Genomic DNA, 22,069 nt, shown 5'->3' on the forward strand with positions numbered 1-22,069 from the left:
TCGAGAGGTCCTTTCCCAAGCCTTACAAGCTGATCTGCTTACGCTCCTCCTCCGTCAACCGCGCCCGCGCCTGCTCGCTCAGCGGCCCCGCGCCCAGCACTTGCACCGGGCTGTCAGGGTTGTAGCCAGAGGTTTTCTGCGCCGGTTCCGGCTCCCGTGGCAATGGCTCGCTGCCCAGGCTCAACACCTCGACCGTCATGATCGAAGGCCGACCTTGCTTGGCCGCCGCCTGCTGACTGCGCGCTGCGTCTTCCGCCGCCTGGGACGCCGCCGCCCCGGCCGCGCTGGCCGAACTCATGGCGCCGGTGTTGACGGTGGCGGAGACCGGCACCCCGGACGACTTGCCCTGGGTCTGGATGTTCGCTGCGTTCACCACGCGCAAGGCTGCGATGTTGACGTTGCCCGACACACGAATGCCCGCCTCGCCCGCGTCGATGGTACCTAGCGGCGCGATGAGATCGATGTCCCCGGCCGGCACTTCCGGGATCGGGTTGAGCGTGGCGATCCCCGCGCCAGTGCTTGGCACCGACGGCGACAGGCCGACGTTGCCCCAGTTGTCATAGACACGCTTGGGCGGCGTGTACACCACGGTGGTCTTGGAGCCACGGCCGGCGTTGATGTCGCCTTCGCTGGTCCAGCCCATGATCGAGCCGCCAAAGGTGGTCATGATGCGGCTCTGGCCGAGCAAAATGCTGCCCAGGGAATACAGTTGGATATCCCCCGCGCCCTGGGTGATCACGCCCGCCGTCGACGGTGGCGCCGCGCCTTCGATACCGAAGGTCTGGCTGCCGCCTGGGGTGAGCATCTGGATCGAGCCACCGAAGTTGGTGTGCACCCCGGCGCCGCCGAACAGGGTGATATCGCCTTTGTAGGTGATCGGGTTGCCGGCCACGTCCTTGTCCGGGAACAGCGCCGCGATGGCCGCACGCCCCCGCACATAACTGCCCTCACGCACGCCGCCGTCCCTGTTGTACTCGCGGCCAGCGGCCTTGAGCTCGGCGAAGTACACGTCACGGGCGAACACCCGTTGTTGCTCGGCGGGCAACGCCGCGTAGTAGGTGCGGGCCTGCTCGGGGCTGCCGATGAAACCGAAGCGCTCGGCGAGCCAGCCGACCAGCTCGTTTTCGTAGGTCTTGGCGACCTTGCCGCCCTGGATCGACTCGCCGGGTTGCGCCAGGTTGACCGGGTTGAGGTAGGCCTGGACAAAACGCAGGTAATCCGGGCCATTGGGGCCGACGCCGGCTTGCATCACAATACTGGCGCCGGGGCGCGTGTCGCCCGCCGCCACGGCACCCAGGCTGGTAATGCCGACCCTGTCGTCCATCAGGATATTGTGGCCGGCGGTGACTTCCAGGTTGCCGGGACCGGCGACGTTGAAGCTGCTGTAGAGGATGTCGCGACCGGCACTGACGATGGAGACATCGGTGGCGCCGTTGTGCACGAACAGGTTGCCGGCGAGGGTGTATTGCCCCGTCGCGAAGTCACCGCCGCTGGCACCGCTCAAGCCTGTACCACTGCTGACGATGTCTCGGCCCGCACGCATCCACACCGCGCCCGCGCCTTCGTAGTAGGTCTGGCCCAGACGTGGGTCATCGGCGCCGGTCAAGGTGATAGTGCGCCCACTGCTGACCCCCAGCAGATCGCCCGTCAGGGCATAGAAGCGTGCGGGTTCCAGGCTATTGCCCCACGCCGTGCTGGCGGTGTTGGGACCAAAAGCAAACAACGGGAGGGCATTGCCCAGGCGGGCCAGGTTGCCATCGGCAGAAACAGTGCCGCTGCCCTCCACCCGAACCCCACCGATAAACCCTTGGACGGCTGGCTTGAAGACAGTCGCCAGGCTGTCCGGCGCTGCGCTGGAGCGGCTGATGATCAGGTCGCCGCCGTAGATCGAGTCCGCCGCCAGCAATTGCAGTTGCCCCTTGGCCGATGGCGCCAAGACCATCGACTTGAGTGGCTGCGGCGTCTCCGGGTTGTTGGTGGAGGCACTGCCGTAATACAAGCTGCCGCTGGCGGTCACGGCACGCAAAGTCGCGGGATAGACCGCCGCCATGTCGGTTTCCACCGCCTGGGTCAACGGCGTGAGGTTGCCACCGGCTGAAAAGAGGTCGATGGCCGTGCGATCGGTCCACAGGCTGAACCAGGTCTGCCCGACACCCGTGACCCCGTCTTTCTGGTAGGCCCACAGGTTCATCTGCGGTGCGCGACCAGGGTCGGCCACTTCCTGCAGCACCAGGTCTCCACGGGTGGAGACGCTGAAAGTCGCGTCGCCCGGCAACAGGCTCCAACCACCCGCCGCGCTCGCAGACGTCGAGCGCATCGCATCATAGGCGCGGACCTCGCTGGGGCTGTGATCCACCGCTCGCGAGCCGTAACGCAACGCCAGGCTACCGAGGCTGCCGCCGGTCAGTTGAACGTGCCCGCGCAGGTCCACCACCGCACCGTTAAGCTGCCCCAGAACGATCTGGCTGCCAGGGTTTACCGCCCCACCGACCCGAACGTTCATATCGCCGCCGCCGGTAAGTTGCAGGCTGCCATCCGCCGCGACCCGGCCGGTGCTGCCGACCGCCAGCACCAAGCCTGTGCTGCGGGGGCTGACATTGCGTGCCACGTAGCCGGCAGCCAGCGGCGCGATAATGCCCGCGTCCCCCCCGACGTCGACATTCAGGTTGCCACCGCCCAATGTTCCGAACCCGGTAAAGCCCACCATCTGGTCGGCGGCGCCTGGTACAGGCGCGAATGAGCCGAAGTTGATCCACCAGGCAGTGCCTTGTGCCTGGCTGCCGCTCAAGCCGTTGCCCTGGCGCCACAGCCAATTGCCGACGTTGGTCGAATCCTGGCCAATGTCCAAGGTTACCGGGCGCCCGGCACCGCTCCCCGCCTTGCTGGTGACGTTGCCGGTGAGATTGCCACCCGCCTTCACCAGCAAATTGCCGCCGTTCTCTGGGTACCAGGCGCCGGTAGGGCTACCCGGTGTAGCGGCGGCAGAAGTGCCGGCGGTGTAGACACCGAACAGCGACTCCATGCTCAAGTTGCCTGCGGCCAGCAGTTCCAAGTCCGCCGCGCCGGTACGGATCACGCTGAAGCGCGTGCTGCCGCCAACGATCTTGCTCGGGCCGTAGACGCCGTAATGGCTGTCGGCCAGGCGCAGATTACCGGCCTGCGGTTGCGACTGCAGCGCACGGCTGTCGGCCGCCCGGGTGTCGGCACCCGCCAGCAGGCGCATCGACCAGGCTTGGGAACCGTCGGGCAGCATCGGCGCCGCCGCCCACGACTTGCCTTGCCCATTCGCCCCCGGCACGCGCAATCGCACCGAAGTGGCGTTGCCCGGCAACTTGACGTTGGTGCCCACCGGCAACAACGCGCCACGGGGCAGCAGTTTGGTGCCACTGAGAATGACCGTGCCAGTAGTGCCCAGCTTGCCGGGCAATGGCACGCCCGCAGGCCAGGTCATGATCCGCACACTGGTGAGACTCACCAGCACGTTGCCCGCGTCCAGGATGCTGCCGTTCGCCAAGTCCAGAGGTTCGGTCAGGCGTGTGCCGGCCGGGTGTATTACGTTGCCTGCGGCATCACGTACCGCACCCGCCAAGACCGTGCCGGCAGGCAGTGTCAACGCCGCATTGAGGGTCACCGCCGTCGGTAACCGAGTACCGGCAGGCAAGCTGCGAGCCTTGATCGTCACGTCGAAATTCAGCGTCACGCCAGCGGGGAATGTCGTGCCGTCCGCCAGCGTCACGCCGTTGCCTGGCACCACCACGGTACCGCCGGTGAAATCGATACCGGCGCGCAGTACCCAGCCATTGTCATCATTGGAGGCCGCGGGCGCGGCGAAGCCGTCGTTGATACTGCCGTAGATGTTCAGGTCGCCACCGGCGCGCAGGGTCAGGCTGCCGGCTTCGGTCACTGCGTGAGTCGGCGACTTGAGACTGGCGTAGCGATAGCCGGACAGGTCCAGATCACCCTGGACGACCAGGTCGCCGTCAGGGGTTTTGCTGATGATCTCGACGCCCGGACGCAGGTGGAACGTGTCGCCGTAGGTGGCGTTGTTCAGGCCGGCCAATTTGTTTTGCACCAGGTCATTGTTGAGCAGTGCCGCATTGATGAACGCCGTGCTCAGCGCGTGTTTCTGATCCAGGTAGGCCTGGGTGATTTCCTGGTACGGCCTGCCACTGGCTGTCGCATCGGTCTTGGCCGGGGCATCGTCATACGTGACCATGCCGTTAAGGGCGATGGAGCGCGCGCCCTCGATTGTCAGGCGCCCACTGGCGTCGATGGCAATGTCATTGCTGCCCAGTCGCGGCGCATTCAGCTCCAGCGTGCCACGGTTGCGCCCATCGTTGCCGGTGGCGTCGGTGCCATGGCGCAGGTCGATGTGCACGCCATCGGCCAGGGTCAGTTGGCCGGTGCCGGACCCGAGCATCACGATAGCGCGGTTGGGCGAGTCGATGATCTTGCCGTAGCTGTCCACGCGCAACTGCGTGCCGTGGGCGTCGAGTACGGCGCTGCCGTCCAGGGTCAGGCCGTTCTTGCCTGCCAGGTTGATGCTGCCGACGCGCTCGCCGCTGGCATCCACCCGGCCCGTCACGCGCAGACTGCCGTTGTCGACCGAGACGTTGACGGTGTTGGCCTTGACGTCGCTGCCGATGATCAGGTCGCCCTGCTTGAGCTGGAAGCTGCGCGCACCAAAGACCTGCCCCTGGTTGAGGCGCTGGTTGAGCGCCGCGAACTGGTCGCTGAGGCTACCGCTGCCGCCCAGGTGCTGGGCCTGTATTTCCACCGCACCGGCCAGGTACGGCACCCGCGTGCCACCGGCGTCGTAGTCTCCGCTGCTGCCGGCAAGGACCTTGCCCGCCAGGTCGACGCTACCCGCCGCACCGCCCACCGCGACGGCGCGCAGTTTGCCGGCCTGGTTGTACTGTGCCGACAGGTCGATGGTGGAGCCCGCACTCTGCCGCACATCCCCTTCGCGACTTTCCAGCAGCACCTCACCGCCTGCGCTGTATTGGGTCAGGTCGTTGAACGCGATCGCGTGGCCGGACACATCAACCAACGCGGCGTCGGTCAACACCACATCACCACGGGCACCGAGGGTGACCTTGCCGCTGGGCAGGACCACCGCACTCGCCAAGCGCAGGCTGTCGCCCTGCAGCGACAACTCGCCGCCAAGGCCGTCGACCTTGCCCACCGGGCCGCCCGACGCGCTGATATCGATGGCGCTCCCGGCGGTGATTTTATTCACCGAACCCGCTGCGCCGGTCATCAGCGGCGTCAGGATACTCAGGTTCCCGCCACTGTAGGCAAAGCCCTTGATGGCGTCGTAGGCGCCCTGGCTCTGGTACACCGAAAGGCTGCCCTTATGGTTCGCGGTGATGCGGTCGCTGGCCTTCAGGTTGACGTTGGCAAACCCCAGGGCCAAGCGGTTGAGGCTGGCGGTGGTGCTCGCCTGGGCGAACTCGCCATACCCGAATTCAATGCGCTCGGCGTTGATATCCAGGCGCCCGCTACCGGTGCCCGCCCCCCCCGCCACCACGGTGCCAGGCGCTGCTTCGGCGCCCTGCCAGATCAGGTTGGCGGTATGAATGGTCGCCACGTCATTGGCACCGCCAGCGCCGTAGACGGCTGGCGTGGAGAGCATCAGGTTATTGAGCAGGGACTTGCCGGTCACCACGTCATAAGTGTCCAGGGTGGTGGTGCCGTAGAAGTTGAAGCTGTCCCGCGCCGACAATTGCAGGGTTTCCAGGCCAGGAGCGCCGAATTGAGTGTCGCCGCGCAGCAGGCGGTCGAGTACGGCTTGAGTCAGGGTCAGGCCCGCAGGCAGACGGTTGGCCGCGGCGGCGGCAGCGAGCGCCTCGGGGCTGCCGACGTTGATGCTGCTCAGACCCAGGTTGAGATGGCGGGTGCCGTAGCGCACCTGGTCGCCCATTTGCAGGGTGCTGTCGGTCAAGACGGCGATGGTGCCTTCCGAATACAAGGCTGTTGGCCCACTGCACGGCGCGCTGTTGCACACACCTATCTGGATGCCTTGGCCCACTTCCGATTGCTTGGCGGCGACGACGTTGAGCAGGCCGTTGGACACCGCCAACACGTTGGCCATGTTGTAGACAAAACCGTCACGTGCGTCATAACCGACCTTGCCGCGCCCGATGGTGTTGATCGAAGCGCCTTGCTCCACCACGATACTGCCGGTGGAAGCAACCAGGAACACTTCCGGCGCCGCCAGGGTTGCGCCATCGCGAAGAATCAGCGCACCCGTGGTGCCAGCCGCCAGGTTGATGTAGTTACCGCCCTGGCCATAGTTGACCACCGTCATCCCACCGACCAGCAAGCGCGAAGCGCCCAGCGCATTGAGGCTGTCCGCATTCAGGGTGACACCATTGAAACCACCGGTGACACCGCGCCCTGCCCCGACGATTTCAATGTCGGTGTCGACGCTGCTTGAGTTCCTCACGGAAACGCTGCCGCCGTAACCGCCGGCAGCCGCCTCAAAGCGCCCGATGCCCTGGAACGAGAAGGCGTCCTCACCCGCGCCCGAACGCAGCACCAATTGCAAGGTCTTGGCGTCCACCGGCAGCAATGCCCGAGGTACGCCGAGCCGGGCGGCATCCGCTACAGCAAATTGCGCGTAGCCGGTCTCGTTGTACTGCGAGTAACGGCGCAACGTATCGGCGGAGGTCAGGATCACTTGGCTGTTGAGGCTGTTGGCGATACCTGTGTTGGCAATCGACAACCGCCCCGCCGTGGACCAGGAGCCATTGCGCATCGCCTGCGCCGAACCGTCGCTTGCCCCTGCGGCGAGCCCGTTGATTTCCACCCGGAACGCCCCCGGCGTCAGGGCATACGTGGAGGGCATCAGGGTATAGGTGCCTGCCGCCAGCCCCGGCACACCGGCGCCGATGGTGATTTGCTGGCCGATCAGCGGGTCGACCGCGCCCCCCTCCGGCGCCACCGGGGCATAGCCCGGTTGCACGCCCGGCACAATTGCGTAGACCGGGTTGGTACCCAGCCCCGGCAGGACAAAACCGCCGTTCGCACCGAATTGCACCAATGGGTTGTAACGCGCATCCGTGGAACCGCCGCGCCCGGAAATAAAGCCGGCCCCCAGCAATTCCCCACCGCCCGACAGATCCAGGGTCGCGTCCGGCAGCACCGCCACGGACTGCCCGCCCAACGTCACGCCAACCAACAGGTTGCCGGCGTTGTTCGCACCGCCCTGGCCAATGAACGTCACGGTCTTGCCGTTGTATTTGTAGATCTGGCCGTCCACGGTCCCGCCGTACGGCAGCACCAGGCCCTTGCCGCTCACCGAGGTGAGGCTGCCGGGCAGCAATTCCACGCGGGTGGAACCCAGCCTGCCGATTTCAATCAGCCCCAGCGGTGCGCGGACCACACCGCCCTGCTTGATGGTGGGGCCGCCTAATTGAAGGCGGCCAAACACCGAGTACGGCATGGCCGCATTGCTGTTACCGGTGCGAGCAATGGTCAGGGTGCGCGTCGGGTCGTAGGTGAAGCCGGTGTCGACGTCTTGATTATCCAGGAAGCCTGCCAGCACCCGTGCCCCGACTTCGGTAGCCGGGTACAGCTGCGCCGCGCGCAGGGTCATGTCACCGCGCGTCATCAGTTGGGTGCTGATGCCTTCGGCGATCACGTCCGCCCCGGCGCCGGCCAGGAAGCGCAGGTCGCCCTGGCTGGTCAGTTGCACATCATCGAAACCACGACGGTCGACATTCACCAGGCTGGTGTCGCTCAGCGGCAGGTTGCTGTTGTTGCCGAACAGCACGTTGCCGCGCACATCGATCAGGTTACCGCTGGCGGCAAACAGCGCCTGGCTGGCGCGTTGCGACATGCCGGTGGTCAATACCGGGTGCAGGTACTGGTCCTTGGCCTCCAGCGGTTCAAGGATGCCCGCCAACAGCAGGTACGGCGCCGACAGGTTGATACGGGAATTGTCCGCCGCCTGTTCCGTGAGGCCCATGGCGCCGCTGTACAGGCGCAGGCTTTGGCCCAGGTGCAGTGACACGTCACCGTCAAAACCCAACAGGCCGTTGCTCAACACGGCGAGGTTATCGAACCCGCCCGCGTTGACCTGGTCGACGCCAAGGCGACCATGACCATATTCCAGGTCGGCGGCCGCCGCGTCGGCGGTGTCCGGCGATGCACTGCCCTGGTGGGTCTGGCTCAGCACCAGTTCGCGCAGCTTGAGCACGCGGTCGGTGACTGCGTTCTTGGCGTAGTACGGGCTTTCCAGGGCCAGGGACAAACTACCGCCCGCCGCACCGGCGCCACCGGCGCGGGCGACAAAGCTGCCATCCAGGTACAGGCCGTTATTGGAGGCAAAACTGATGCTGCCGCCATTGCTTGCCACCTGTACCCGGCCCTGGCCTGGCACATCCAACGCCGCCTGGGTACCGGACGCGTCCAGGCGCGCGCCGTCGCGCACCACTACAAACAGGTCGCTGGCCTTGGCAATGCCGGTCGCCAGGTCGATGTCGCCACCGATGCTGATCTTGCCGCCGTTACGCACCTGGCCGTAGACACCGCCACGATTGTTCACCGCCGTGACCGCCCGCGATGCGACGTCGATCAGCGCGTTCTCGCCCACCCAGATCGAGCGGCCATGGCCAATGGCGTTGACCGCCTCGGACGCCTGGACCGTCAAGCCGCCAAGGCTGACGCTGCCCCCCCAGGCATTGAGGGTGCCGTTCAGGGTCAATTGGCCGACGCTGCGCAGGTTGATGCCCTGGCCGGGGTCGACGTTGATCACGGCGCCCTTGCCCACTGTCAGGGCCGTGGTGGCCAGTTCGGCGGCCGTCGAATCGCGATGGCCGGCAGTCAGCGCCAGGCTGGCGCCACGGCGCTGGGTCAGCACACCCTTGGCAGCGTCTTCCTGGTAAAGCGCCGGGGTCCAGCGCTCCAGGGCCGTCGCCGGGTCGCTGCCCGTTGGCGTGGCCGACGTCTGCTCGCCCAATCGGTAGACGGGCGTGGTGACATCCACCTGGGTGCCATCCGTGACCAGCAGCCCTTCGTTGCCGCTGATGTCGTACGCCGAGAAGCCCTTGTTGAAAAAATCCCCTGCCAGTTTCAGGGTATCGGCGGTGGGCGCCGTGCCGCTGTCGCCGATCTGCACCTTGCGCGCCTGCAATGCCAGGGTGCCGCCGCCCGTGACGCCATAGCCACGAATCTCACCGTCCAGCGCCAACGCACCGAGCGCCCCCAGGGTCACGTCGCCGCCCTTGCCGCCGACGAGCTTGCCGTCCACGCCGAGGGTGGCCCCAGAAGATGCATCCACCACACTGCCCTGCGCCAGGCTCACATTGCCGGTACCGCGCAGCGATACCTTGCCGCCGTTGACATAGGCCAGGCCGCTGGTGTCGGAAGGGTTCAGTGGCAGGTTGTTCCAACGCCCGCTGGCATCCAGCTTGACGCCGCTGGCGACGTTGACCGTGCCCGCCCCCGCTGCAATTGCATCCTCAACGGCCCCGGCTTTAAGCGGGTTGACCTGGCTGAGCAGGTTGCCGGCGTTGATACTGCCGCCGTGGGCCGTCAGGTTCGCATTGAGAGTGACCCCAGGCCCGAACAGGGTGATATCACCGCCGTCCGCCACCTTGAGCGCGCCATTGACGGTGATCTGCTGTGTGGCGCCCACCTTGATCGCGCCCAGTTGGTAGCCATTGAGGGGGTCACTGTCGAGCACCATCTTGCCTTGGCGATCCGCCGGCAGTGCTGTGGTGAGGTCCAGGCCATCGGCAATGTTCTGCGTGTTGCTGTCGATCAGCACTTGGTCGGTGGCGCCACTCAGGGCGTAGCGCAGGGTGCCGGTGGTCTTGTTGTAGATCGGAATGTACTGACCAATGATCAATTGCGCCCGCTGGGCCATGGCCTTCTTGGATTGCTGGTAACCGTCGAGGTTGATACTTGGCGCCTGGGTCTGGCGATCGCCCTGGAATACATCGCTGATCAACTGGCCTTCCAGCACCGCGCTGGTGGTGCCGATTACCAGTTTGCCGGCATCGCGGCCCACGGTGTAACCGGCCTCATACCGGCGCTGCGGTGCAATCAGCGGGTTGTAGTAGTACTCGGTCTGGCCCCAGCGCGCGCTGTTGTCTTCATAGCCTTTGTAGAACCCCGAATAGAGGATGTCGCCCGGCGCCTTGGAGAGTTCATACAAGCGGCCATTGGGACCCTTGAGCCAGGTTTGCTGGATGTAGCCGGCTTGCACGTCCACGGTACCGCCGGACAGGTTGATCTGCGCGCCCTTCTGGGTCACCACATCGTTGCCGGTAAAGGTCACGGTGCCGCCCTGGGCCATCCATTCACCGACCGTGTGCCCCTGGGTGCCGAGGTAACCGCCAACTTCCAGCAAGCCGCCGGCGGTGTACCAGCGATCCGTCGCATAGCCGTTGGTGCCCGCCGGTACAAACACCAGCTCGCGCAGGTCTACCCACACATCGTTGTTGATCAGTTGCCCGCCGTCCCGGTTGACCGGCGCATCGCGCTGCTCGTTGCCCTGCACGTTGATCTTGATGTTGTTGGATTCCATCGACACCTTGACGCCGACCGCGCCTGACACGTCGATCATCGCGCCATCGCGCACCAGGCTGCGCCCCGTCGCGCTGACCGCCACCTGGCCGCCGGTGGCCAGGGTGATCGAGCCTTTCTGGAAGTCCACGGTGCCGCCGCTGACGATCTCGATCCGCGACTGGTCGGTACGGTCGGCCACGGTGCTGAGGTTGTTGAACGGGCCGGTGATCAGGTTGGCCGGCGTGCCATCGAGCTTGATCAGGCCGTTGTCTTTCTGGCCGTTGAGGGCGGTGCTGCCACTGGCGTCCAGCAGGATCGCGGTGGTGCTGCCCTCGCCCAGGGTCACGCTGCCGGTGGTGTCGGTGGCAGCGTTGAGCAAATGAAGGGTGCCGCGCGTGTCCACCGACGTGCTGGCCAGGGCTACGCCGTTTTGCTGCACTTGGTGACCGGTCAGAGTGATGTCGCCGGTGGAGGCCATGATCAGGCCGCTGTTGGTGACCTTGCCGGCACTGCTGCCGGTGTTGAGGCTGGTCGCCACTTCATTGCCGCGCGTGGTGGAGCGGTCGTTGCCGGTGGTGCCGACGCCCTTGCGGATGTAGAAGCTGTCACCCGCCGCCAAGGTCGTCTGGCCCTTGGCGGTAATGAGGGTGCCGGCGTTGTCCACTTCGGCGCCCAACAGCAAGGCGTAACCGCCGGCATCGGTGGACGTGGCCGGGTTGTGGGTCTGGATCACGGCGCCACGCTGTACCTGCACCTTGCCGGCGGCATCGGTAAAGGTCGGCTGGGTGCCGTTGGCGTCGACGTAGATACCGCGCTGGGTGAACTGCTCGTCGGTGATGTTCGCCGCTGCGGCCACCAGGTTACGCACATTCACCTGGCTGGTGCCGCTGAACACCACGCCGTTGCGGTTCATGATCATCACCGTACCGGCGCCGTTGATCTGGCCCTGGATCTCGCTGGGCCGCGCATTCGGATCGTTGACGCGGTTAAGCACCGCCCAGCTGGACTGCTGCTGGAAATCCACGGTGGTGTTGCGCCCGACGTTGAAGGTCTCCCAGTTGAGGATCGCCTTGTCGGCGGTCTGCTCGATGGTCACCGTGGTCTTGCCGCCGGACTGGCTCTGGGTCGGGCCCTTGGCGTTGGTCCAGCCCTGGGTGAGGCTGTTATCGACCTGCAGGCCGCCCTTGCCCATGCCATCGGGAACGTTCGAGACCTGGCCGAACGCCGCCTGGCGCCCCGCTGCTTGCGCCGCCTGCTGGGCCGCAATCGCCGCGACACTGGTGTTCAAGGTGCTGATGGAGCGCGACAACTGCTGCTTGACGCGCGCCTGTTGGTTCAACGAAGGAATCCCCGGCACCTGGCCTGCACCGGTGCGCGCCGCCGTGGCCGCCTGGGACGCGCCCTTGTCGGCAAACCAGCCGGAACTGAACGCCGTGGCCGCCTGGGCATTCCCCGCCACCATCAACAACGCAATGGCCTGGGCCAGTGGTTTGAGGCGCAGGATTGTCTCTGGGGCTTTGAGGTTAACCGGTGATTTGCAGCGGACCATCTGGAATCTTCCTTCTTGGTGTTAGCCCAGGGGCAAGACAAGCTCACGTATGAGGGTTAGGCGGTTGGCAAGGGGCGCGACTGAACTTCTGTCATGGAAAGTTCACATGCGGCTGGTAACGCAAAAAAATCAGCAACGGCACAGGCCGTTGCTGATCAGGTGGTGCGGGTCTTGGGTAGCCTGGGTTACAGCGGACGACCGATGCCGTTGCAGACGTTGGTCTTGCCAATGCTCAGGGCGCTGGTGGACGTTACGAACGTGTCGGTGATGGCTGCTTTCCAGTTAGCGGGCAGCGGTACGAAACGGTTGGCCGAAATGGCGTCGTCGTTGTTGGCGGTTTCGCCGAAGTGCTTGGTGAAGAAGTCACGCACCTGGGTAGTCTGGCCAGCGTTGGCGTAGCACTGGTTGAAGATCAGGTTGGTGAAACCAAGGATCGGGTAGCCCGAAGTCGGGTAAGGCTGAACGCCGGCCACACCGTCTTTACCGAACACTGGCACCCAGTTGTCCGGTTGGGTGATGTCCAGTGGAGCGCTAGGATCGTTAGGGGCTGGAACCAGTGCGATGGCATCCGACACGTTGCCTGGCGCTGGCGATACACCTTCGATGCCGTTGGCCACGTCTTTACCGACGCGAGCGACTTTGGTGGCGTCGTCCAGACCTTCCAGGGTGGTCGCGGCGTAGTCAGGGCTCATGTAGGTGATGCGGCCTTGAGCGGCGTTCAGGGCGGTCATCACACCTTGGCTGCCAGTGGCGGCAACGGCGCCAACCAACGGCGTCAGGCCCAGGCTGTAGCTGTTGGCGAAGGTTGTGGTGACAGCGAAGGTGCCAGGCTCAGTGGTGCACTTGGCATTCAGGAAGCGGGTGAACAGCTCGGTAGTGCCGCTGCTTTCGCTGCGATAAACCACGGTGATCGGGCCGGTACGGCCAGAGCCGGAGATGCCCGACCAGTTAGTGATACGGCCGGAGAACACACCGCACAGCTCTTTGACGCTCAGGTCAACCGCTGCAGTACCGCTTTTGTTGAACGGGATGGCAACCGAGGTGGCAACCGATGGCACCTGGATCAGCTTGCCCCAGGCAGCTTGTTTGGTGGAAGCGTAGGTCGACAGCTCAGCCGAGGTCAGCTTGGAATCGCTGCCTGCCCAGTGCACGTTCTTGTTGGTCACGCCGGCCACGAACTTGGTGTAGTCGTTGGTCAGGAAAGCCGCTTTGCCGTTGCCGCTGCCCACGCCGATGTAAGGGGCGAAGCCGGCAGTGAGTACGCCGGCAGTCTGGTACAGCGGTTGTGGCAGGGTTGCACCGCCGCCGTTGATGTCAGCCATTGCAGCCTGTGCCGAGCACAGGGCAGCGAGGGTCATGGATACCGCGAGAACGTTGCGCTTAAACATGAAGAATCTCCTTTCGTCGTGTTTGTACGTTGGGGTAGATGGCTCTTGCATGACGCCATGGCTTCGGTCCCAAGCCGTCTTCCGGGGGTGGCCGGGGGTGAAAACCATGGGAGTGAAATTCGCAGTTTCCGATGACGGTTGTAGGAAAAAACCTCGGGAGGAACACCTTGATTTTTAAAAAGATTCTCGGGTGTTTTGGTCATCGTTTTGAGCGGTTTGGGCACAGGTGACAGCGAGGTTTCAGCGCAATGGGCTGCAAGCGCCGTGGGACGTCGGGATGTGACGGAATGAGGAACCCGAGGTTCGGGGCCACGCACAAAACACTGCCGAAAAAATATCGATTTGCAGGAGCCGGCTTGCCAGCGATAGCGGTGGGTCAGTGCTATCTGTGTCGGCTGACCTATCGCTATCGCTGGCAAACCAGCTCTTGGGGTGAAAGGGAGTATTCAGGTGACCAGTTGGTTGATCTCGATGATCGGCAACAGCACCGCCATGACGATTACCAGCACCACGGCGCCCATCACCACGATCATCAACGGCTCCAGCAACGCGGTCATGCCCATGGCGCGGCGTTCGATATCCCGCGACAGCGTTTGCGCCGCGCGCTCCAGCATCGGCGGGAGCGAGCCGGTTTTTTCGCCGCTGGCGATCAGGTGGATCAGCACCGGCGGGAAGACTTTTTCCACCGCCAGCGCCGGGGCGAGGTTGACGCCTTCGCGCACTTTGGCGGTGGCGTCGTTGACGCATTGGCTCAGGCGGTCGTTGGACAGGGTTTGCCGCGCCGCTTCCAGGGCGCGCAACAGCGGCACGCCGGCACCGCCGAGAATCGCCAGGGTCGAGGCAAAGCGCGCGGTGTTCAGGCCCAATACAAAACGCCCGATCAGGGGCAGGCCCAATACACGGCTGTGCCAATTCAAGCGCGCCACCGGGTTGCGCAAATACAGGCGCCAACTCCAGAAACCGCCAACGATCCCGGCAAAACACAGCCAACCCCAGGCGCGGATAAAGTCACTGGCGTTCAGCATTGCCAGGGTCAGCCCCGGCAAATCCTGGCGCGCCTGGGAGAACGCGCTGACCACCTGGGGCACCACGTAGCTCAGCAAGAAAATCACAATGCCGATGGACACCAGCCCCACCACGCCGGGGTAGATGAACGCGGTGAGGATCTTGCCCCGCAGGTTGTTGCGCTCCTCGATGTAGTCGGCCAGCCGCTCCATGACCTGGGCCAGATCACCCGACTCCTCCCCGGCCGCAATCAACGCGCGGTAGATCGACGGAAAGTCCCGTGGCCGCGCTGCCAACGCATCCGCCAAACGCATGCCTCCGCGCACATCGGCGCGCACGGCGGCCAGGGTCTGGGCGATATGCTTTTTCTCGGCCTGCTCCACTGTGGCGCTCAAGGCGGCTTCCAATGGCAGGCTCGCACCCAGCAGGCTTGCCAGTTGCCGCGTGGCCCAGGCCAGGTCGTTGTCCGACAGCTTGGCGGTGAACAGGCTGCTGCCGGAGGCCGCTTGCTGATTGCCTTCAATTTGCACCAGCAACGCCGTCAGGCCTCGGCTGCGCAGGCTGGCAAATGCCGCGCTCTGGCTGTCGGCCTCCACGTGCCCGGCCTCAACCTTGCCGCTGGCATCGGCGGCCTCATAGCGATAGCGATTCATCAGGCGTCCCGTGTCACGCGCAGGATTTCTTCGGGCGCGGTGGCGCCGCTGCGCACCCAGCGCTCGCCGTCTTCACGCATGCTGAACATCCCGGCACGCCGGGCGGCCAGGCGCAGGTCCTGCTCGTTGGCGCCCTGGTGGATGAGGCTGCGCACGTCATCATCGACGCAAAACAACTCATGGATCCCGGTACGGCCGCTGTAGCCCATCTGGTTGCACTGCGCGCACCCCACCGGACGCCACGTGCCGGGCGCCGCCGGGTCCTCCTGCTTGCAGTGCGGGCACAGGCGGCGCACCAGGCGCTGGGCCAACACACCCAGCAAGGACGACGCCAACAGAAACGGTTCGACGCCCATGTCGATCAGCCGGTTGACCGCCGACACCGCGTCATTGGTGTGCAAGGTCGCAAGCACCAAGTGCCCGGTGAGCGAAGCCTGCACGGCGATTTGTGCGGTCTCCAGGTCGCGGATCTCACCGATCATGATGATGTCCGGGTCCTGGCGCAGAATCGCACGCAGCGCCAGGCCGAACGTCATGTCGATCTTGGCGTTGACCTGGATCTGGCTGATGCCCGGCAGGTCGTATTCCACCGGGTCCTCGACGGTGAGGATATTGCTGGTGCTCGCATCCAGCCGCGCCAAGGCGGCGTACAGGCTGGTGGTCTTGCCACTGCCGGTGGGCCCGGTGACCAGCACGATGCCGTGGGGTTGGCGGATCAACGTGTCCAGGCGCGCCAGCAACTGCGGCTCCATGCCCAGGGTCTCCAATTGCAGGCGCCCGGCTTGTTTGTCCAGCAGGCGCATGACGACTCTTTCACCATGGCCGGTGGGCACGGTGGACACCCGAATATCGATGGGACGACCGGCCACGCGCAGTGCGATGCGACCGTCCTGGGGCAGGCGTTTTTCGGCGATATCGAGTTGGGCCATGATCTTGATCCGCGACACCAGTGCGCCATGCAACGCCTTGCGTGGCGACACCACGTCCCGCAGGGTGCCGTCGACGCGGTAGCGCACGACGGAGTGGGTTTCGTAGGGTTCGATGTGGATGTCACTGGCTTCATCGCGGGCGGCCTGGGTGAGCAAGGCGTTGATCATGCGGATCACCGGGGCGCCGTCCTGGGTGTCGAGCAGGTCGGTGACTTCGGGCATGTCTTGCATGAGGCGGTCGAGGTCGACTTCGTTTTCGGCGGCGCCCACTACGGCGGCGGCGCTGCCGGTGTCGGCGTAGGCGCTGGTGAGCAGGCCGTCGAGTTCGTCGTCGCGGACCTGTTCGAGGTGGGTTTGGCCGAATTGGCGGTGGACTTCGCTGATGGACCAGCCGGGGGTTGAGGGGCACACGGTTAGCAGGTGGCCTGCTTCGGTGGGGCGCAGGAGGATGCGTTGGGATTTGGCCCAGGCGTACGGCAATAGGCTCATTGGGTTGGACCCGCTTTTAGGTGTACATATCCGTTTTTTGGGTAACGGCGGCTATTGGTTCCGCTCTTACAGCGGCTCACTTTTGAAAAGCGCAAAAGTAAGCAAAACGCTCTTGCCCCAACACTCGGCACCTCGCCTGGGCTCGGTGTGCCCGTAATCCGACAGTGATTTGGGGGGCCGCCGCCACGCGCCATCCATGGCGCGGGGCGGCTAAACCGGCATCCCTGCCGGTTTACCCCCCAAATCCCTGCCGAATTCCGGCCAGCGTGTTTGACGGGGCGCCTAAGATCAAAATCAAGATCAAGATCAAAAGCAAAAGCACAGCGGCCTGACAGCCGGCTTGAGTGGTGTGGAGCAAAGGCATACGCGGTCTTGTAGGATCTGGCTTGTCGGATTGCCGCATCGCTGCGATGCAGGCACCTCGGTGAGTCAGCTACACCCAGGTGATACTTTCGCAGGCAAGCCAGCTCCCACATTTGACCGAGTTCGACAGTCAGATACCGGTCAGCTCTAAGGCCGACGCGCTCTGCTTTTGCTTTGGCTCTGGCTTTTGCTTTTGATCTTAGGCGCCCCGTAAAACCACGCTGGCCGAACGCAGGCTTTGGAGCGTGGGTAACCCGGCAGGACGCCGGGTTAGCCGCGCTGGGCCAAGGATGGCCCATCGCGGCGGCCCACGCTCCAAAGCCGGAGTGAGGGCACACCGAGCCTAGGCGAGGCGCCGAGTGGTGGGGCGAAGGCCTTTTGGTTACTTTTGGGCCTTTCCAAAAGTGACCCGCTGTAAGAGCGGAACCATAAGTAGCCGTGACCGCAGCAACGGATATGTACTCAATCACGGCCGCCCCCCAGAAACAGGAATCGCCTTCTCCACCGAAGGCAACTGCGGCGCCTGCACATCCGGCATCGCCCAACTATGCTCGGGCTGCAACCCCCCTTGCGCCCTGCGCATAAACTCATACCGATTCAACGTAATACTACGCCCCGCCCCACTGTCCCGAATAATGTACGGCCGCAAAAACACCATCAGGTTGGTCTTGTTCACACTGCGCTTCTCATTGCGAAACAACGCCCCCAACCCCGGAATGTCCGACAACCACGGCACCGCATCATTACTCTGGCTATAGCCATCCTGCAGCAACCCACCAAGCACCATGATTTGCCCGTCATCGAGCAAAATACTGGTATCGATCGCCCGCTTGTTGGTCACCGTCCCCGCCTCCACCGAGGCCCGCGCATCTACGGTGCTGACCTCTTGGTAAATATCCAGCTTCACCGTGCCACCCTCGGAAATCTGCGGCCGCACATTCAGCTTGAGCCCCACCTCTTCACGCTGCACCGTCTGGAACGGGTTATTGCTGGTCCCCCCGCCACCGGTCACGTAGCTGCCGGTGACAAACGGGATGGTCTGGCCGACAAAAATACTCGCCGCCTCGTTGTCCAGGGTCAGCAGGTTAGGCGTGGACAATACGTTGGTGCCACCCTTGCTCTTCAACGCACGGGCCAACACCTTGAGGTCGAGCACCTTGCCAATACCGGGAATGTCCACCGTGCCGTTGACCAGCCCCACGTTCAGGCCCTTGGGCAAAACGTCGATGCTGGTCTTGCTGGTCGGCGTGCTGTTCACCCCGCTGCCGCCCAGGTTGACCCCGCCGAAACCGCCCTTGCCGCCCAGGTTGCCGGCCTGCCACTGCACGCCAAACTCAGTGGCATCGTCTTCCCCGACTTCCACGATCAGGCTCTCGATCACCACCTGGGCGCGGCGCTGGTCGAGCATGTCGATGACTTCGCGCAGGTTGCGGTACAGCGGGTCCGGTGCGGAGATCAGCAAGGTGTTGGTGGTGGCGTCCGCCTGGATAGTCACGCCGCCGGCACTGAACGCGGTGTCCTGATTCTCGTTGTTGGCGCCATTGGGGCTGGTCGTCGAACCAGGGGCCTGGCCATAGCCCGACTGCACACCGCTGCCGGTGGGTGTGCCGCTGCTGTTTTGCGCAGTGCTGGTGCCTTGGCTGTTCTTGCCATTGCCGCCCATGGCGCTGAGTTTGCCGCGTGCGTCATCGCTCACGCCAGAATCACTTTCGCCGGTGAGCAAGCCGCGCAGTGACTGGGCCAGCTTGCCCGCCTGGGCGTTGCGCAGGTACACCACGTGCATGTTGCTGGGGTTGCTCTGGGCATTGTCGAGCTTGTAGATCAGGTTGCGGGCCAGCTCGGTGCGCTCGGGGCTGCCGGAGCGGATGATGATCGAGTTGGAACGCGGGTCGCCGATCACATTGATCTTCTGGGTCTGGTCGGCGCCCTGGGTTTCCAGCAGCTCGGAGACCATGGCGGCGATGTCCACGGCAATGCCGTTTTGCACCATCACTACGTCGGTGTCGATGGCGCTGGGGGTGTCGATGCCGTTGATGATCTGCGCCACCCGCGCGAGGTTTTCCGCGTAGTCGGTGATCACGATGCTGTTATTGCCGGGGTAGGCATTGATCGGGTTGTTCGGCGACACGATGGGGCGCAGCACCGGGATCAGGTTGACCGCGTTTTCATATTGCAGGCGAAAGGTGCGGGTCTGCATGCCGCTGCTGCCAGCGCTGTAGATCGGCCCGCCGAGCAACTTGGCATCGGCTTCGGGCACCACCTGGGCCACGCCACCCACATCGACCACGCTGAAGCCCTGCATGCGCAGCGCCGCCAGCAGCATGTCGTAGGCCTGATGCGCCGGCACCTGGCCTTCGCTGACCAAAGTAAGGTTGCCCTTCACACGCGGGTCCACCAAAAATTGCTGGCCCGTGGCGCGGGACAGCGCGCGCACCACCGCCTGGATATCGGCATCGACAAAGTTGAGCTGCACCGGCTGGTCGCCCAGCGGGTTGCGCGCCTTGACCGCCGCCGGGGCGTGGCCGCGTGCGCTGTTGGTGACCCGATGCTGGACGGGCGGCTTGGGTGCCGGTTCGCGCTGGCGATCGAGCAAGGTTTCGCCGCTGCGGCGGGTTTCCGCCAGGGGTTGGCCGAGTTCACTGTCCACCAGCAACGGCTTGGCCGGCTCCTGGCTGCTGCACGCACTCAGGGCTAGCACCAGCAGCGGCGCGACCAGACGAAACGGGGGGACTGACCACTTCATGAAGCTTCCTTAGCGCCAAGCGCCTGATCCATGCGAACGGTCCCGGACACAGTGCCGGCCGCGTTGTCGACGGTGTCGAGGGCGCGCTGCAAACGCGCCTCGGACACCTCCAGGGAAAACGAGCGGGCATTGCCCAGCAGCCAGCCCACCACCGCGTCGGCCGGGGCGTTGTCGAACGTCAGGCTCCAGCCACCAGGTGCCAGCGCCTGCAAGTGGTAGTGGCCTCGCAGGCCGGCACTATCGAGGGCCTGGCGCAGTGCGGTTTCGTTACCCGGCCGGGGCGCGGCGACATCCTGCAACAGCACCTGCAAGGCTTCGGCCTGGGCACGCAACTTGGGGGTTTCGGCCTGCCAGTAATCGATCTTCTTTAGCGCGGGCGCCACCAGCACCAGCCAGGTCAACAGGCTCGCTAAAACCAGGCCGGCAGCGCCGAGCATGCGTTTCTCGCGCAGGGCCAGGCCACGCCAGAACACCTGGGCCTGGCTGCGCAGTCGTTGGATTTTATTCATCAGCGGCCCCTGGCTTTTCCGCCGCCGGCGCCGGGGCGATGGTCCAACCGTGCTCATCGCGGCTGGCGGCAAAGCCGGCCTGGGCCAACGCCGCCTGCCATTCACCTTCGGCCGTCGGGTTGCGACTGTCAGCCAATAGCTCGACGTGCAGGCGCCCCTGCTCATAACTCACGTTGTCGACGCTGCCGACCATGAACGGCAGGTGGCTGCCCGCCAGTTGCAACAAGCGGGTGAAGCGTTGTCCGGGGTCGTCCGCCGCGCCGCTCTGGCGTGCGGCCAATTGCTGACGCACCTGCTGCAAGGGGTTGAGCACCACCGGCAATTCGGGGAACGCCTGGCGCACTTGCTGGCTCATCAACGCCTTGAGTCGCTGGCCTTCTTCCACTTGGCGTGCGGCGTACAGGTTGAGTCCCAGGGTCCAGATGGCCACGGCCAGCGCCACACAGGCCAGCGCCCTGCCCCAGCCGCCAGTCGATGGCGGGTTGAGGCGACCGTGCAACCCCCAGGCAGGCACCGGCCCACTCCACCGCTGGGCCGCCTCCACCAGCGGCACCTCCAACGCCTGCACGCCCAACGGGTGCACCGCGCCTTGCTGCAGGCTCTCACGTGTCAACAGATAGCCTTCATCCAACGCCGCTGCGCCCACCGGCAAGGCATAGGGCGCCGGGTACAGGCCGCGCAACTTGAGTGGCAATTGCGCCAACCGCTCCAGCCCGGCCTTGGGCACCCAGGCCACTTGCACGCGGCCATCGCTCTCACGCGGGCCGTGGGCCACCTGCATCTGCTCCACCGGGCCGAGGATCAGCGCCTGCGCCGCACAGGCCACGGCGGCCGCTGTCTTCGCCGCCGGCAATGGCGGCAGCTCCAGGCTGGTGAGCAGGCTGTCACGGGGATGCAGGAAACAGTCTGCCGCCTGGCGCGATTTACCCAGTTGCGCCAGGCTCTGAGAGCCCTCTTCAACGACCACGCCACGCTCCAGCCAGGCAAACCTGACCAGGCTTTCGGCGCTCAATTGATCCAGTGGCGGCAGGCCAATGCGCAAGCGTTTCATACACCCACCCGCGACCAGATCACCCGTGGCTGACGGTCTTCAGGGCGGTGCAACAAGGCGTCGAGGGCGACCCGGCGTTGTTCGCGACGCGCCTGGCCCTGCACGCGAAACCACTCGCTGGTAATGCCCACCTGCACCGACTCCACCGCCACCTGGGGCAAGTGCAGACGGTTGACGAAATCCCCACGGTTGATAAACCACTGCCCACTGTCACGCTCGGCCACCAGCCCATGGGCCTGGGACAGACTCAGCTGAGGCACCACCGCGCTGAGCACTTCGGCGCTCGCGGTGTTGCCGTTGACCCAGGTCGGGCCGGGCAGCACGCTGATATAGGCTTGCATACGCTGCAACACGACAGGGTCGAGGCCTTCGATGCCGCCCAGGTCATCCAGGTTGCGCAGCATCGGGTATTTGACGGGCGCTACATAAGACGCGATCACCCGCTGGCTGATGCGCCGACTCACCGCCGGATCAACACCGATCAGCCGGCACAGCCGCTCGAAACGCTGCAACTGTTCGGTGTCCACCTGCTGGCGATTGACCAGGTTGCGCAGGTTGAACTTGCCCTGCTCATCCTCGATGCGCCCCTCGAAGGCGCCACGCTGGACCAGCGCCCAGGGCTGGTCAAGACGGGTCAGCACGTCTTTCTGGCGCGCATCCCAGAGCAGCTGGCGGCTGCGCTCCAGGCCACCCTCCAATAGCCACTGGCCCTGGATACGCAACTGCTCGGCTTCCAGGCTGCGGGTGAATACGGTCTGGCGCGTGAGCATGGCGCCGGCCAGTACTGCCACCACCGCCGCGATCAGCAAGGCGCTGATAATCGCCATACCGCGCTGCTTCGCCGCTGGGGGCGAACACCCTTTCATGGCGCG

The 22,069-nt window shown here is 64.9% G+C and carries 8 protein-coding genes; all 8 read right to left on the reverse strand.

The annotated features are described in order from the left end of the window. Window positions 1-22: 22 nt before the first annotated feature. Complete coding sequence (locus KUA23_RS18165; protein WP_346356346.1) at window positions 23-12,067, reverse strand: filamentous haemagglutinin family protein; 12,045 nt, start codon at window positions 12,065-12,067, stop codon at window positions 23-25. Window positions 12,068-12,252: 185 nt separating this feature from the next. After that, the gene (locus KUA23_RS18170) at window positions 12,253-13,455 is read right to left on the reverse strand and encodes a substrate-binding domain-containing protein (protein WP_252992563.1); all 1,203 of its coding nucleotides are present in this window, start codon (window positions 13,453-13,455) and stop codon (window positions 12,253-12,255) included. Window positions 13,456-13,901: 446 nt separating this feature from the next. Further along, entirely contained in the window at window positions 13,902-15,113 is a 1,212-nt protein-coding gene (gene gspF, locus KUA23_RS18175; RefSeq protein WP_078049043.1) for a type II secretion system inner membrane protein GspF, read from the reverse strand. Then, a complete protein-coding gene (gene gspE, locus KUA23_RS18180; RefSeq protein ID WP_078049044.1) occupies window positions 15,113-16,531 on the reverse strand; it encodes a type II secretion system ATPase GspE in 1,419 nt (472 codons plus the stop codon). Before gspE ends, gspF begins: the two co-directional genes overlap by 1 nt. 829 nt (window positions 16,532-17,360) lie before the next feature. Further along, window positions 17,361-19,637, reverse strand: a complete 2,277-nt coding sequence (gspD, locus tag KUA23_RS18185; protein ID WP_252992564.1) for a type II secretion system secretin GspD — start codon at window positions 19,635-19,637, stop codon at window positions 17,361-17,363. Next, window positions 19,634-20,146, reverse strand: a complete 513-nt coding sequence (locus KUA23_RS18190; protein ID WP_078049046.1) for a type II secretion system protein M — start codon at window positions 20,144-20,146, stop codon at window positions 19,634-19,636. Before KUA23_RS18190 ends, gspD begins: the two co-directional genes overlap by 4 nt. After that, complete coding sequence (gene gspL / locus KUA23_RS18195) at window positions 20,139-21,197, reverse strand: type II secretion system protein GspL (RefSeq protein ID WP_252992565.1); 1,059 nt, start codon at window positions 21,195-21,197, stop codon at window positions 20,139-20,141. The genes KUA23_RS18190 and gspL overlap by 8 nt, the downstream gene beginning before the upstream one ends. Next, the gene (gene gspK / locus KUA23_RS18200) at window positions 21,194-22,063 is read right to left on the reverse strand and encodes a type II secretion system minor pseudopilin GspK (RefSeq protein WP_252992566.1); all 870 of its coding nucleotides are present in this window, start codon (window positions 22,061-22,063) and stop codon (window positions 21,194-21,196) included. The genes gspL and gspK overlap by 4 nt, the downstream gene beginning before the upstream one ends. Between the last annotated feature and the right edge of the window lie 6 nt (window positions 22,064-22,069).

Origin of the sequence: Pseudomonas pergaminensis (assembly GCF_024112395.2) — a bacterium.
Lineage (GTDB): Bacteria > Pseudomonadota > Gammaproteobacteria > Pseudomonadales > Pseudomonadaceae > Aquipseudomonas > Aquipseudomonas pergaminensis.

Excerpts from the sequence above, each read along its gene's own strand:
- gspD (WP_252992564.1), bottom strand. The coding sequence starts at position 19,637 with ATGAAGTGGTCAGTCCCCCCGTTTCGTCTGGTCGCGCCGCTGCTGGTG.
- KUA23_RS18170 (WP_252992563.1), bottom strand. The coding sequence starts at position 13,455 with ATGTTTAAGCGCAACGTTCTCGCGGTATCCATGACCCTCGCTGCCCTG.
- KUA23_RS18165 (WP_346356346.1), bottom strand. The coding sequence starts at position 12,067 with ATGGTCCGCTGCAAATCACCGGTTAACCTCAAAGCCCCAGAGACAATC.
- gspK (WP_252992566.1), bottom strand. The coding sequence starts at position 22,063 with ATGAAAGGGTGTTCGCCCCCAGCGGCGAAGCAGCGCGGTATGGCGATT.
- KUA23_RS18190 (WP_078049046.1), bottom strand. The coding sequence starts at position 20,146 with ATGAATAAAATCCAACGACTGCGCAGCCAGGCCCAGGTGTTCTGGCGT.
- gspE (WP_078049044.1), bottom strand. The coding sequence starts at position 16,531 with ATGAGCCTATTGCCGTACGCCTGGGCCAAATCCCAACGCATCCTCCTG.
- gspL (WP_252992565.1), bottom strand. The coding sequence starts at position 21,197 with ATGAAACGCTTGCGCATTGGCCTGCCGCCACTGGATCAATTGAGCGCC.
- gspF (WP_078049043.1), bottom strand. The coding sequence starts at position 15,113 with ATGAATCGCTATCGCTATGAGGCCGCCGATGCCAGCGGCAAGGTTGAG.